13 protein-coding genes and 2 tRNA genes are annotated in these 14,098 nt (G+C 37.7%); 1 reads left to right on the forward strand and 14 read right to left on the reverse strand.

From position 1 onward, the window contains the following. Positions 1 to 81: 81 nt before the first annotated feature. Positions 82 to 1,818 (forward strand): ABC transporter ATP-binding protein/permease, encoded by a 1,737-nt coding sequence (locus tag KX581_RS04355; protein ID WP_120976698.1) that lies wholly within the window; start codon positions 82 to 84, stop codon positions 1,816 to 1,818. A 10-nt stretch (positions 1,819 to 1,828) separates the two neighbouring features. On the opposite strand, the gene KX581_RS04360 is transcribed toward KX581_RS04355, so the two are convergent. From KX581_RS04360 to KX581_RS04425, 14 genes are all read right to left on the reverse strand, one after another. Next, a complete protein-coding gene (locus tag KX581_RS04360) occupies positions 1,829 to 2,497 on the reverse strand; it encodes an HAD family hydrolase (protein WP_231175687.1) in 669 nt (222 codons plus the stop codon). A gap of 102 nt (positions 2,498 to 2,599) precedes the next feature. Further along, on the reverse strand, positions 2,600 to 3,589 hold the full coding sequence (locus tag KX581_RS04365; RefSeq protein ID WP_120872687.1) for a DNA adenine methylase: 990 nt from the start codon (positions 3,587 to 3,589) through the stop codon (positions 2,600 to 2,602). Between the two features lie 327 nt (positions 3,590 to 3,916). Continuing rightward, a complete protein-coding gene (locus tag KX581_RS04370) occupies positions 3,917 to 4,201 on the reverse strand; it encodes an IceA2 protein (protein ID WP_120872689.1) in 285 nt (94 codons plus the stop codon). Between the two features lie 271 nt (positions 4,202 to 4,472). Beyond that, on the reverse strand, positions 4,473 to 4,988 hold the full coding sequence (gene cysE, locus KX581_RS04375) for a serine O-acetyltransferase (RefSeq protein WP_231175688.1): 516 nt from the start codon (positions 4,986 to 4,988) through the stop codon (positions 4,473 to 4,475). Positions 4,989 to 5,285: 297 nt separating this feature from the next. After that, positions 5,286 to 5,372: transfer RNA gene (locus tag KX581_RS04380), tRNA-Leu, on the reverse strand. Between the two features lie 53 nt (positions 5,373 to 5,425). Beyond that, a tRNA-Leu gene (locus KX581_RS04385) sits at positions 5,426 to 5,512 on the reverse strand. Positions 5,513 to 5,582: 70 nt separating this feature from the next. Next, on the reverse strand, positions 5,583 to 5,900 hold the full coding sequence (locus KX581_RS04390; protein WP_000669961.1) for a F0F1 ATP synthase subunit C: 318 nt from the start codon (positions 5,898 to 5,900) through the stop codon (positions 5,583 to 5,585). A 132-nt stretch (positions 5,901 to 6,032) separates the two neighbouring features. After that, positions 6,033 to 8,099: a polyribonucleotide nucleotidyltransferase gene (locus KX581_RS04395; protein ID WP_231175689.1), complete on the reverse strand. Its 2,067-nt coding sequence runs from the start codon at positions 8,097 to 8,099 to the stop codon at positions 6,033 to 6,035. 2 nt (positions 8,100 to 8,101) lie between these two features. Next, positions 8,102 to 8,806 carry a phosphoribosyltransferase gene (locus KX581_RS04400; protein WP_180629404.1) on the reverse strand — a complete coding sequence of 235 codons (705 nt, stop codon included), beginning with the start codon at positions 8,804 to 8,806 and terminating at the stop codon, positions 8,102 to 8,104. A 13-nt stretch (positions 8,807 to 8,819) separates the two neighbouring features. Continuing rightward, a complete protein-coding gene (locus KX581_RS04405) occupies positions 8,820 to 11,081 on the reverse strand; it encodes an LPS-assembly protein LptD (protein ID WP_231175690.1) in 2,262 nt (753 codons plus the stop codon). Positions 11,082 to 11,083: 2 nt separating this feature from the next. Then, complete coding sequence (locus KX581_RS04410; RefSeq protein WP_180514489.1) at positions 11,084 to 11,563, reverse strand: RDD family protein; 480 nt, start codon at positions 11,561 to 11,563, stop codon at positions 11,084 to 11,086. Between the two features lie 41 nt (positions 11,564 to 11,604). Further along, positions 11,605 to 12,879 carry a phosphoribosylamine--glycine ligase gene (gene purD / locus KX581_RS04415; RefSeq protein ID WP_180599563.1) on the reverse strand — a complete coding sequence of 425 codons (1,275 nt, stop codon included), beginning with the start codon at positions 12,877 to 12,879 and terminating at the stop codon, positions 11,605 to 11,607. Between the two features lie 401 nt (positions 12,880 to 13,280). Then, positions 13,281 to 13,604 (reverse strand): hypothetical protein, encoded by a 324-nt coding sequence (locus KX581_RS04420; protein WP_042636186.1) that lies wholly within the window; start codon positions 13,602 to 13,604, stop codon positions 13,281 to 13,283. Between the two features lies 1 nt (position 13,605). Further along, a complete protein-coding gene (locus KX581_RS04425; RefSeq protein WP_001942543.1) occupies positions 13,606 to 14,055 on the reverse strand; it encodes a hypothetical protein in 450 nt (149 codons plus the stop codon). Positions 14,056 to 14,098 lie beyond the last annotated feature (43 nt).

Below are 14,098 nucleotides of genomic sequence, written 5' to 3' on the forward strand. Positions count from 1 at the left end.
TTTTAGCTATAATCTAGCTCAATTTGGCTTAACACAGCTCAAAGCTCATTACATATAAAAGAATTTATGGACACTTAAATTATGGCGAAAAAAAAACATAAAATTTCTACTTTAAAATACTTTTTACGCTCTTTAAAGCAAATCTACATGCTCATCACTTTCAAGGAAAAAATGGTTTTTTTCCTGCTTGTGCTGATGGCGGTTTTTTCTTCTTTTGTGGAAGTGATGTCCCTAACCCTCCTGATGCCTTTTATCACTCTCGCTTCCGATCCTAGTAGGGCTTTAGACGATAAAGATTGGAAAATGGTCTATGATTTTTTCCATTTTTCATCTCCCGTTCGCCTTATGTATTTCTTTAGTTTTTGCTTGGTGGGGATTTATTTGTTCAGGATGTTTTATGGGGTGTCTTTCACTTATTTGAAAGGGCGTTTTTCCAATAAAAAAGCTTATCAAATCAAGCAACAACTTTTTTTACAGCACATTAAAAGCAACTACCTCTCCCACCTTAACCACAACTTGGATTCTTTAAGAGATATTATCAATAATAAAGCGGATGGCATGTTTATGAGCTTTAACGCTTTTTTGAATCTACTCACTGAATTAACCGTGATCGTTTTTTTCTATTCCACGCTATTAATCACTAACTGGAAGCTAACGCTTATATTCACTCTAATCATCTCTATACAAATTTTTATCATCACTAAAAAAATCACCATTCTTATTCAAAAAAAGGGCGAGATAGCGGCAAAATCTAGGGCGCAAACGCTTAAAGTTTTTTCCAAATTTTTCAGCAATTTCAAAATCACTAAACTCAAAGACAACCACGAAGAAGCCCACAAGCTTTTTGGAGAAAATAGCCGTAAAGCCCATGACACCGAGATTATTTATTCTACTTTGCAAGTAGTCCCCAGGTATTCATTAGAAACGGTGGGCTTTAGCTTGTTGATTTTAGCGGTCGCTTACATTTTATTCAAATACGGCGAAGCTAAAATGGTGCTTCCTACCATTTCTATGTATGCTCTAGCGCTTTATCGCACGCTCCCTTCTGTTACTGGCGTTTTGAATCAGTATAATGAAATCGCTTACAACCAGCTTGCGACTAACATTGTGTTTAAAAGCCTTACTAAAACCATCGTTGAAGAGGATTTAGTCCCTTTAGACTTTAATAAAAAAATCACTCTCCAAAACATTTCGTTCGCTTATAAGTCAAAACACCCGGTTTTAAAGAATTTTAACCTCACCATTCAAAAAGGTCAAAAAGTCGCTCTCATAGGCCATAGCGGGTGCGGAAAATCCACGCTGGCGGATATTATTATGGGGCTTACCTACCCTAAAAGTGGGGAAATTTTTATTGATAACACCCTTTTAACCAACGAAAACAGGCGCTCATGGCGTAAAAAAATAGGCTATATCCCCCAAAATATTTACCTTTTTGATGGCACTGTAGGGGATAATATCGCTTTTGGGAGCGCCATAGATGAAAAACGCTTGATTAAGGTGTGCAAAATGGCTCATATTTATGATTTTTTATGCGAGCATGAGGGCCTTAAAACCCAAGTGGGCGAAGGGGGCGCTAAGCTTAGCGGCGGTCAAAAACAGCGCATAGGCATTGCAAGAGCCTTATACGATAACCCTGAAATTTTGGTTTTAGATGAAGCCACTTCGGCCCTAGACAACGAAACCGAGAGTAAAATCATGGATGAAATCTATCAAATCGCCAAAGATAAAACCCTAATCGTTATCGCCCACCGCTTAAGCACGATTGAACGCTGTGAAGTCATCATTGACATGAGCCAGCACAAAGACAAGCTTGGCTAATCAAGCAGCTTCACTCTTTCATGAAATTTTGCAAATCAAACCTCTTAAAGCTCTGCAAATACTTCCCTTGATAGCCGTTTTGACCCACTAAATTTTTCAAAACCTTGCTGTTGTAACCCAAAAACGCCACTTCATTAGCCTTAGCACTTTCATAGTCATTGACGCTATCGCCTATCATTAGCATGCGGCTTGGGTTATAGGCGTATTTTTGAATGATATTAGCGATGATTTTAGGTTTATTGGGCGGACTCCCTTCAACGCTCTTAAAATACTTAGTAATCCCTAAAAACTCGCACAACACTTGCAATTCGCTATGCAAGGCCGCTGAAGCGATATGGAAAATATAATTTTGATAATGCTCATCAATAAACGCCATCACTTCGCTATTCAAATGCCCCCTATCAAAAAGCTTTTGTTCTATGATAGTGCCAAATTCTAGGGCTAATTTATCCACTTTTTCTTGAGCGATAGGGGTTTTTAAAATCTCGTTATAAAAATATTGGATTTTTTCATTCCTTGAAATCCCCCCACTTTGATAATGATAAACTTCAAATTGCTTCAAATCCTCTTGATTCTTGTTGCCATGCTTTTGAAACAACGCCTTAAACCCTTCATATTTTAAATGCATGCTGTCAAAAATCACGCCATCAAAATCCCATAAAACCACTTCAAGTGCCATGATTTCCCCTTTTTTATAGGCTTATTTTGGTTTCATTTTACCTTATTTAAGCGGTATTTAAGCGATTATTTTTGCCATTTAAAGGTTGGGCTATTTTGACTCTTATTTGACAAGAATATGCAAACACTCTTTGGTGTGCGCGGCTTTATGGGCGCGTTTGTTATCCGCTTTAAAACGCATGTAAGTTGTGGTAGTTAAGGAGTAAGCACCGTATTTTTTTAAGATATTTTTAATCTCTGTCTCGCTCATAAGCCCTTCATTGTTATAGCTTAAAAAGATATATTTGAATCGCGATTTTTTGATCAAGTTTTCAAAAGCGTTTAAGATTTGAGAACGAGAGCAAAAAGAGGATTTCTGGTAACTGGGCAAGCCGGTTTTACCTTTTGGAGTAAAGGGCGTATAAATAGCAATCGTGTTCAATAAATGGTAATTCGCCCCGTATTGCCTCGCATTGTAAGGGGGGTCTAAATACAAAATATCCCCTGAAATCTTTCCAATCAAATCATTAGAATCCTGCTGATACACTTCATTAGCGTTTAAACTCACATCAAAATGAGCGCCTTTTAAGATGAGTTCTTTTTGAGCGCTTTTTTTAAGGCGTTTTAAAAAAGCCCCATAAACTGAAGCGGTGTTAGCCACCTTGTCTGCGCTCTCTAATAGTGATGCAAGCAAAAAATAATACGCGCAATTATCAATGTTTTGAGAAAGTTTAAGCTCTTCAATTTTTAGACGCATCGCATCAATTTTTTGAGCGTTTGTTTCGCTAAAATACTGCCTTGAACCCCCCCCTAAAGAATAATGCGAATGGATAAAGCCCTTTTTTAAAGCAACGCTATTGAGCCTATCAATAAGCTCTTCTTTATTGGGGATTTCTTGAATGTTGCCGATATAATTTTGATTCAAAACAAAGCTATAATATTCCAAATCATTAGAAATAACCTTATTAACGGCTTTTTTAAACGCGCGCCCCACAATGCCCGTCCCAGCGAACAGATCACAAAAAATCGCACCAGAGAGATCATGGCCTACAACCGCATGGATATTTTCTTTAATAAAGGGAATGAGCTTGTATTTAGAGCCGATGTAGTTCATTGATCTGTGTTTGTATGCTTCTTTAAAATAAGTATGGCTATTATTAAAATTAAATTTTATGTATTGTAACATAACTTGATTATGAATAAGTCTTAAACCCCACGATTAAAATAATCTTAAAACCAACTAATCAATCCTATGTGAAACGATGATCGTTTTTTAACACCGCACGCCCTACCAATCGCTTCATTAAAACAACGAAACAACCCCCCTATTGCCAATAAAGACTTTTTCTATCGCAACTGCTCATTAAAATACCGCCAAAAAAACAGCGACACCCCCCACTAGCTGAATGCATCAAAGCTTTTGTCGCTATTACCCTATTTTCTAGTAGGTTCTTTTATAACTACCATTTTTATATTCTTCCACTTTACCTTTTGATGTGGTTACAGCCACTACACCACCTGAAACTTGCACATTAATAGCGTTACTACCATAAGTTCTCTTATAGTTACCATTCTCATATTCTTCTACCTTACCCTTTGCAGTAACAGCAGCAACAATATGCCCATCAGTATCTGCAGCTACGATATTACTACCATAAGTTCTCTTATAGTTACCATTCTCATATTCCTGTATTTTGCCATTAACGACTTTAACTACAATCGCCATTATAAACCTCCTAAAATATAAATTGTGATATACCCAACATCAAACTACCAGTCTAGTCTATAGCACAACTAACAGATAAACCTTAATTTGAGTATTTGAGTATTTGAGTATTTGAGTATTTGAGTATTTGAGTATTTGAGTATTTTATCACAAAATCCCTAAAAAATAGCTTAATAACAAACCCGCTTAACTCTCATAAAATCAGTCTCATTGATCAATTTATCTCAAAATAACCCGCATCGCGCAAATTAGCTCAACCGCTTGTCTAGAATTAACGATCTTTTGTGATGGTTTTAGCTTTAGCGCCTACAGCCGTAGAACCCGTGGGTAAATCTGAAAGCACCACCGCATTAGTCCCAATCCTCACATCATCGCCCACGCAAATCGCGCCCAAGACCTTAGCCCCTGCCCCCACTACCACTCGGTTGCCTAAAGTAGGGTGGCGCTTGCCCTTAAACTTGCCCGTGCCCCCTAGAGTTACGCCATGATAAATGGTAACATCATCTCCAATCTCTGTGGTCTCGCCAATCACCACACCCATGCCATGATCAATAAAAAGCCCTCTCCCAATCTTAGCACCCGGATGGATTTCTATCCCAGTGATAAAACGCGCCAACTGAGAAAGCGCGCGCGCAGTAAAATAAAACCCTTTCTTGTGCAACGCATGCGCTAGGCGGTGGCAAAGTAATGCATGAATGCCCGGATAAAGCAAAAGAACCTCCCACTTATTCCTAGCTGCCGGGTCTTCTTGCAAGACACGCTCCAGGCTATAAGACAAATCTAGCATGATAGAGTCTCCGGTTAAAATATATTTGGATCAACATGACTTAAGCAGATTTTTTCTCATCCATTCCAATAAAACTTGATAAATTTTTCTTGCCATTATACACAAACTCACACTTCTTTTAATGGAGTAAAATCAATAGAGTAAAACGCTCTCTTTTTTAATTTTTTCAAATTCTATTAACAACCCTTTAAAAAAGGTTTAAAGAACCCACTAATCCACATTGATTTGGCATTTATTTGGGATAAAACTATTTTAAACGAAAAAGATAAAAAGCAGATTGAAAAAAATTACTAGTAGTGGTGCCGAAGGTCGGACTCGAACCGACACGGGATTGCTCCCACCAGATTTTGAGTCTAGCGTGTCTACCAATTCCACCACTTCGGCGTTATCAGAACAAAGAGTGAGATTATACCCACTTATTCCTTAAAAAAACTTAATGGTGCACTGGGCGAGACTCGAACTCGCACGAGATTGCTCCCACCACCCCCTCAAGATGGCGTGTCTACCAATTCCACCACCAGTGCTAAAAATTTAAAACAGACATTATAGCTAAATCATGCTTTTTAAGCAATAATTTAGCCCATCAAAAAACCCTTAACTTAAGAATGGGTTACTATAAATAGCGATAATAGCAAACACTAGAGTATAAATCACTTGCGCTTCAATCATCGCCATGGCTACGAACATGGTTGTGAGCAATTTACCGCCCACTCCTGGGTTTCTCGCTGTGCCTGTAATGGTCGCTGCAGCCGCATTCCCCATGCCGATCGCCCCACCAAAAGCGGCAATCCCTAAACCAATCATCGCCCCTAAGATAGAATAAGATTTAATCATATCCATCCCACCCATTCCACCATCATGAGCGAAAGCAACGCCCGCTAAAGCCAGAAAAAATAACGCTAAAAATTTCATTTTCGCACTCCGTTTCAAAAATTAGGCTTGATTTTCATTTCGAATCGTTCCTCTACTTTCAAAAATACAAGCAAGAATTTATTTTAATACAAACTAGCTTAAAAACGCTTTTAAAAAACGCTTTTTAAAATTTTAAGCCAAATCCAAGGCGATTTTACCCTTATTGAAACTAATCACCCTACACCTGATGCTATCGCCTTCTTTTAAAACCACTTGACACCTGTCCATGTTTTGTTTTCTTAACAAGCCTTCGCCCCCCTTAGGCAAGCTTAAAAACGCCCCAAAATCCACGATTCGTTTCACTTGAGCTTCTAACACCTCATCAATAGCGTATTGCTCCAATTCTTGATCTAAAGAATGCAAGTAGTTTAAAATAAATTCCTTAGTCTTCAAAACGCGCTCTTTATTCCCCATGATTTTCACTTCACCGCTCGGTTTATTCAAATCAATTTTAACTTCAAACTTTTCCACTATCTCTTTAATCACACGCCCCCCTTGACCGATAATTTCTACAATTTTATCGGGCGCGACATTAAAAATTTCAGTTGTGGGCAAGTTAGAAAAATTGATCACAATCTTTTCTTTCGCTTCATGCATGATTTTTAAAATATGTTTCCGCGCTTCTTTGGCTTGGAGCAAGGCTTGGTATAAAATTTCTAGCTGGATACCGCTCATTTTGGTATCCATTTGCATGGCCGTAATGCCTTCTAAATTCCCAGCAATCTTAAAATCCATATCGCCTTCTGCGTCTTCTAAGCCGCTAATATCGCTTAAAATAGCGTGATCTTGCCCTTCGCTCACCATGCCCATAGCCACCCCAGCGACTAAATCATAAATTTCCACACCGCTTGCATAAAGGGCTAAAGACCCTGCGCACACGCTCGCCATTGAGCTTGAACCATTGCTTTCTAAAATCTCAGAAACCAATCGTATCACCTGCTCTTTATTTTTAATGCTCGTTTCTAAGGCTCTTTTAGCCAAATTCCCATGCCCTAATTCACGCCTTGAAGCCGCGCCAATAGAACTCGCTTCGCCCACGCAAAAAGGAGGGAAATTGTAATGAAACATGAAGCGCTCTTTAATGGGAGCTTTATGCTCCAAACTCTCATGGGTTTGAGCGTCATTATCCGTTCCTAAAACCCCTACCACTAAGCTTTGAGTTTGCCCCCTAGTGAATAAAATGGAGCTATGCGCCATAGGGAGCAAATCGCTCTCTATCAAAATGGGCCGCACTTCTTCTAACGCGCGCTTATCCGGGCGGATTTTATCCTTAATGATCATGCGTCTTATCTCAGTTTTTTTCACTTTTTCTAAAGACGATTCAATTTCTTCTAAACTGAATTCTGAGTGGGCTTCACTGATTTTTCTGGCAATTTCATTGAAAACGTTTTCTCGCTCGCTCAAAGCAGAACTTTCAATGCCTTTGATGATTTCATCAAAATACTGATTTTTCAATAAATCTAACAGCCTTTCATTAAAAATTATTCCTTGGCTCTCTTTAAAAAGTAGCTCGTTTTGGTGGGGCGTGAAAATCTCTTCATAAAGCGTGCAAGTTTCTTTCAAACTTTTTTGAGCCAATTCTAAAGCTTTTAGCATTAAAGGCTCTTCTAAAGCGTTTAATTTTTGCCCCAAAGAGCGCATTTCTATCATGTTCAAACTCTCTTTCGTGCCGGACACGAACAAATCCAAACTGGATTGATTCAAAAGGCTTGTGTTAGGGTTGATGATAAATTCGTCATCAATCCTAGCGATCCTGCAAGCGCTCACGCTTTTAATGGGAGCGATATGGGATAAAAAGAGAGCGGCTGAAGCGGCGTTTAAAGCAGAAACCTGCAAATCGTTTTCAATATCATGGCTTAAAACCATTAAAGTGATCTGTGTAGGGTAGCGGTAATCTTTAGGGAATAAAGGGCGTAAAGTCCTGTCTATGAGCCTAGAGGTTAAGATTTCAAAATCTTGCGCTCTGCCTTCTCTTTTAACAAAACCGCCTGGGATTTTACCGGCTGCATACGATTTTTCTAAAAATTGCACCACTAAAGGCAGAAAATCTTCACTCACAGGCTCTCTTTCTATGCACACGCTCGCTAAAATAATGGTTTTTCCTAAGCGATATAAAAGAGAGCTGGTGGCTTGTTTGGCCACTTGTTTGAGAGCGAACTCTTCGTTTTTGTTACTAGAATTGATGGTGATAAAATCCATATTTAATGTTCCTTTTTTAAATTAGGCGCGTTGTTAGCGCCCAAGTATTTTTCAATTTCTTCATTGCTTAATCGCTTGAGTTCTTTATAATGATGCTCCACAGAGACAAAACATTCAGGGCGATACACGCTAATCACCCCATCGCACAAACTTTCTAAGCCTTGAGCGACATTTTGCTCGAGAATGGGGGTTAAAATATAAATGTCTTGGCATTCTTTTTTCAAACAAGTTTGCACGCCTAACCCTGCTCTAAACCCGGTCTCAATCCCCCTATCTACGATAAAAATATTTTTATCTTTTAAGCTTTTGATCGCATTGCCTTTGCGATACTGATAGATGTGAGACAAAATGTCTTCTTCATAAGCTCGCTTGGCTTCCCCATAAACATAGTCTAAAGTGATGTCAAAGGAATTGATCAAACTTTCATTCATCACTATATCCATGCTCTCACTCACTAAAGCGATCTCGCATTTTGAGTTTAAAGGGGCTAGGATAGGTTCTAAAAAAAGTATATCATAAGTCGCTCCAAATTTTTGCGCTAAAGCGTGAGCTAAATACAGAGCGTTAAAACTCAAAGCGAGCATGATGGAATCTTTTAAATCAATGTGGCGCGTGTGGATTTCATTAATTAATTTGTTTAAAGCGTCTTCTTCATTGATAAAACGCATGCCCTCTATATCGGTGATATGACTAAAGTCCGTATTCAAATCTATTCCTTTTTTACTTACGCTGTAAAGAGCGGTAAGTTACATTGGTTTTAGTGATCGGTGAAAAGTCTAATTCTAGCTTAACATAGTTATTTTCAAACACTCTTATAGGTTGGTTGGGATCGCCGGTGAGAATGGGGCGTCGTTGGTTGACGAATTGAAAGCCAATCCCAAAACAACGGATCTTTTTATAAATCCCCACATTCCAATTTAAAACCACATTGTTTCTAATATCATAACCCACATCCGCGCTCATGGAAAAATAGCCAAAGTCGTTGCTAAAGCCCGCCTTTAAATAATCCGCAGGATTTTCTACAATGCTATTAATCCCACTGCTAAAATTGTTCCTTAAAAAATAAGAGAGGTTAAAGCTTAAAAACTTGCGTTGGTAATTGGCGTTCACAGAGATTTCTTCTAAGCGGTTTTGATAAAACGAATAAAAGACATTCCCAAAAATATTCAATCCCGTTAAGGGCGAAAACCCGATCTTGCTCTCTAGTGGCATTCTAAAGGGCGAAACTTTATCGTCAAGATTGATGAGTTGCGATATTTTAAAATACAATAACTCCTGCCCCCCTAAGCCATAAAGGTATTGCGTTAGGGTTAAATCCACCGTCTTGTTGCTCGCATTGCTAGGTAAAATGCTGCTAGGATTCCACACGGAGTCATACAAACGCCCTTGATAATCATAATCTCTCAATAAAGGCGAAGTGTAGCTGTTTAAGGCTTGCACGCTTAAAGCATACATGTTTTGAGAAAACAAGCCGTTTTTAAAGGTGTAATAAGGGATGTTGAAAATCGCTTCTAGTTGGATCGTGTGGAAAAGTTTGTTGTATTCTCTGGCTAAATCCGTATTGACATACATGGAAAAATTTGAAGACACAAAGTTCCCAAATTCCCTTGATTCATTAGGGATCGTAGGCACGAAGGAATTTTTAGATTGCATTAAAGCCACATTAGATAGTTGGAGATCGTTCCAAAGCCCTAAAGACAAATACTTTTTAAACAAAGAAAATTGCAAGCCCACCGGCACATTCAAAGCGTTTTGCACATAGCCATAACCAATCTCTCTTGCGGTGTTTCTAAACTGATAATCCACCGAATACAATAAATTTCTAAAATACAAAGAATTTAAATATTTATGGTATTGCAAATTAGGGACAGATTGGAAAGTGCGGTTATTGTTGATTTTATTCAGGTTTAAAAAATACTTGATATTCAAGCCGTAATAATTGTTTTCTGTTTGCAAGTAGTAATTCGCCCTAGACATGTGCGTGGCGTCTGTGATACGCTTATTAACCTTTTCAAAACGCACATAGTCCAAATCGTTCATGTATAAAAAGTCAATGTAATGCCCGTTGTCAATATTAGACTTAAGATGGAAGTATTTTTGTAAAGTGTCCCTGCTAGAGCTTAAAAATTCAAACCCGTAGATATTTTGATTCCTCAAATCATAGCGTTTGACGTATTGGGTGTAATTCCTAAAATAGCGCGCATTGAATAAAAACCTGTCGTTTTTAGAGTTAATGTAGCGCGCTTCAAAATTCAAGCCAAAACCCCTTTTATAGCGGATTTGTGGGGTAAAGGTCATATCCCATGAGTTTTTGGGGGCTAAATAAAAGGGTTGCAAATAAATAAAGCCGTCTAAGTTGGAAGTGCCAAACTCAGGGTATAAAAACCCGGTAGTTCTTTTATTGCTAGTGGACATGAAAATATAGGGCAAATACAATACAGGAATATCACCGACATAGATCTTAGGATTCCACATAGACAAATGCGATTTTTGCATGTTGAATGAGCCTGAAGTCGCATTGACATGCCAAATGGGGTTATCAATGCTGCACCCTGAAGCACTCATGTTTTTCACCTTATATTTTTGATCCTTCCCGCTAGCAATATCCGCGCTCACCCAAATCCCGCTCACGCTGTCTTGGACATAAAAGGGGAAAATGATTTCATATTTTTCATTCAAACTCAATTTCACGTAATCGGTTTTAACGAGCAAACCCTCGCCCCTATAAACCTTGATATTCCCCTCTAATAACGCTTCTTTAGTCTTGGTATCATAACGCACCTTGTCCGCTAAAATATACACATCATAATTCAATAAGATCGCATTCCCTGATGCGGTTATCACATTGTCTTTAGTGCTCACTTTATCCGCAAGGATTTCAAAAATCTTATGGTTTTGTTTGTCAAATCGTTGCATGGCGATTTCTTTAGCCTCTAATGCGCTCAACAAAAAAAAGACCGCCAAATACAACCAATAAATCATGATTAAAACAACACCAAAAGACTTTTGCTTTTTTCTTCATGCCACGCCCTATGATAGGGATTTTTAAACACTACAAACCATAAAAAGGGGCATAGAAAAACCACGATCTTTAACCCTAAACGCTTCAATAAAATAGCCCTACTGGGGCAATCCGCTAAATAAATATCAATAATCTTAATCCTAAAAACCAATTTAGCCAAACTCATCTTGCACAAACACACAAAAAAGATTTCATAAACGCCATACAAGATGATAAAACTCACCGCAACAAACGTGCTGTGATAAATGGGGTTAGTCAGCCAATATAAAGAATGCAAGAAATCGCACGCGCCTAAAAGATCGCTCAATAAAAACGCCACTAACAAACTATCGGTTAAAAACGCTAAGATGCGCCAATACAAGGGGCATAAACGCATTTTTTCACGCATAAGGAGTGTTTCTATGATTTCAGTTTCTTCTTTTTCTAAATTTGGAGAGCGCATTCAAAAACAAACAAGACAAACTCTTTGGATTGTCTTAAACTTTAAGAATATTCTTTCAAATCTAACACCTTAAAACCAATATCCTTGCGATAAAACATGCCTTCAAAATGCACCTTTTGAGCGATTTCATAAGCATGGTTTCTGGCTTCTAATAAGGATTTTCCTCTGCCAATGGCAAAGATCACCCTCCCCCCACTGCTTTCAAACACGCCATTATCCTGCTCCACCTCCCCTAAAATCAAATGACCCTTTTTTTCATCAACCGGATCAATATAAAGGGTTTGCTTGGGCGAAGAGCTAGTGGGGTAATTCCTAGAAACAAGTGCGACACTCATCACAAATTCTTTAGAAAACACCAATTCAAGAGAATGTAATTCCCCTTTGGCTGTAGCCAAACACAAATCTAAAAGCGAGCTTTCTAAAAGGGGTAAAATCGTTTGGCATTCAATGTCTTTAAAACGCACGCTAAAATCCAATAAATACGGCTCTAAAACACCCTTTTCTTCTATGATTACAATTTCAGCGAGTAAAACCCCTTTAAAAGGCGTGTTGTCAGCCTGAAGTTTCTCTAAAGTGGGTTTAAAGATATGATTTTTTATTTTCTCTTCTAATTCATTAGAGAAAAAGTTTGCAGGAGCGATGGCCCCCATACCTCCTGTATTGACTCCATTATCCCCTTCTAATAAGCGTTTGTAGTTTTGGCAAAAGGGCAACAAGATAAAATCATCGTTGGCTATGAGCGCTGTAACTGAAAGCTCAAACCCCTCTAAAAAAGGCTCTATGATCACAGGCTCATTGCTTTGTTTGAAAGCGTCTTCAAGGATTTTTAACGTCTCTTCTTGTTGATGGACAATGCTTGTGTTTTTATTCAACGCTTTAATGACTAAGGGGAAAGAAGCGTTTTGAATGTAACTCAAAGCTTCTTTTAAGTCGTTTGTTTCAAAGTAAGACGCACTTTTGATACCGCATTCTTTAACAAAAGCTTTCATATAGCTTTTAGAAGCCTCTAACTTAGCCGCTTCTTTAGAAGCCCCAAACACTAAAATACCCGCTTTTTCTAGCATCTCTGTAAGCCCTAAAATCAAAGGCTCTTCTTCTGAAATGATGGCTAAATGGATCTGTTTTTTAAGGGCCAATTCCACGATATGCTCGTAATGTTCGCATTCCAGATTCTCGCCTAAATCTTGAGTGCCACCATTACCCAAACAAAAATACAAAGCATTCACTCGCTCATCTTGCTGAAGCCTTTGAGCCAAAGCATACTCTCGCCCCTTATTCCCCACAATTAAAACATTATAGTTATTGTTATCTTTCATGTCTTTCCTAAAATGTGGTTGTTTTTAAACCCAGATGACCGCTACTTTTACATGCGCATAAGTTCAACAAACCTACACTAATAAGGCTAGGAGGATTTTCTTAGGGGCAGATTTAAAAAATGCCATCACACAAAAACCACTACCTTAGCCTAACTTATTTTTTCAACGAACTTGCCATCAATAAGAAACACGAATCATCCAGGCGATTCTTACAATTATACTTAAATTTTAAAGAAATTCCATGCAAAACTATACAGCATAAAAAACACAATCAAAAGATAGAAAACGAGAGAAGTTATAGTCGTGGGTATGGGCGGTAAGATTTCAATTGCGTTCGAATTTCTAATTTTTTGCTCTTAATCTTTTAGAAAAGATTCAAATTCTAAGGATTCACCTTTTCGTTAGGGTTTAGAGCGATTTGGTTCATCACATTCAAATGAAAAATTTTTTCCGTCAAACGCTCTAAGGACAAGACCTGATTGTTTGCACAATTCCAATGCTTTGTTAAGCTTTTGATTTCTTATCTCTTCCAATTGTTTAATATTCGTATCAAGATAGGCTTCATAGGTTTCTTCTGTCATTATAATTACTCCAAATGTTAAAATGCTATAGCCTTTATTTTGATAATAGGTTTTAAGTGCAACAAAGATCACTAAAGCATAAACACCTAGAAGCGCCAATAACCAAAGAGTTATTTTGCTTGTTATGTATAATGCTTTTTTCACTTCAATACCTAAACATAGGATTATCAAAATAATCAAACATTTTAGTATTGTTTTGTGGCTGTGTATTTTGATGATTGGAGTTAAGAATGTTGTTTGTAGGGTTTTCTAAGGGCTTTTTTGTAGCCGGCTCATCGCATTCAAACGAAAAATTGGTGTTATCAAATTTTTTAAGAACACGATTTTGTTGTTTGCAAAATTCTAAAAACTTTTGAAAATTCTCTTGAGATTTTTTTTCTTGCTCTTCTTTTTGCCTACGCTGTTCTTTAAGATTTTTTTCTCTTAAAATTTCAGTATCTCTTTTAACTTCTGCTTCTTTTAATCCAATATTGCTAAGTTTTTTAAACTTAATACAATTTTCAAGAGATTTGAATAAAGAAAGACATAAAGAATCTTCAATTTCTAATTCATCTAGTTGCTTGCCAATTTTATACTGAAACCAAATATTATTCATGTGTAATTCCTTGTAAAAAGTTATATTCTACCAAAATAGAATA

The organism is Helicobacter pylori, from assembly GCF_021062735.1.
Classification (GTDB): Bacteria; Campylobacterota; Campylobacteria; order Campylobacterales; family Helicobacteraceae; genus Helicobacter; species Helicobacter pylori_DN.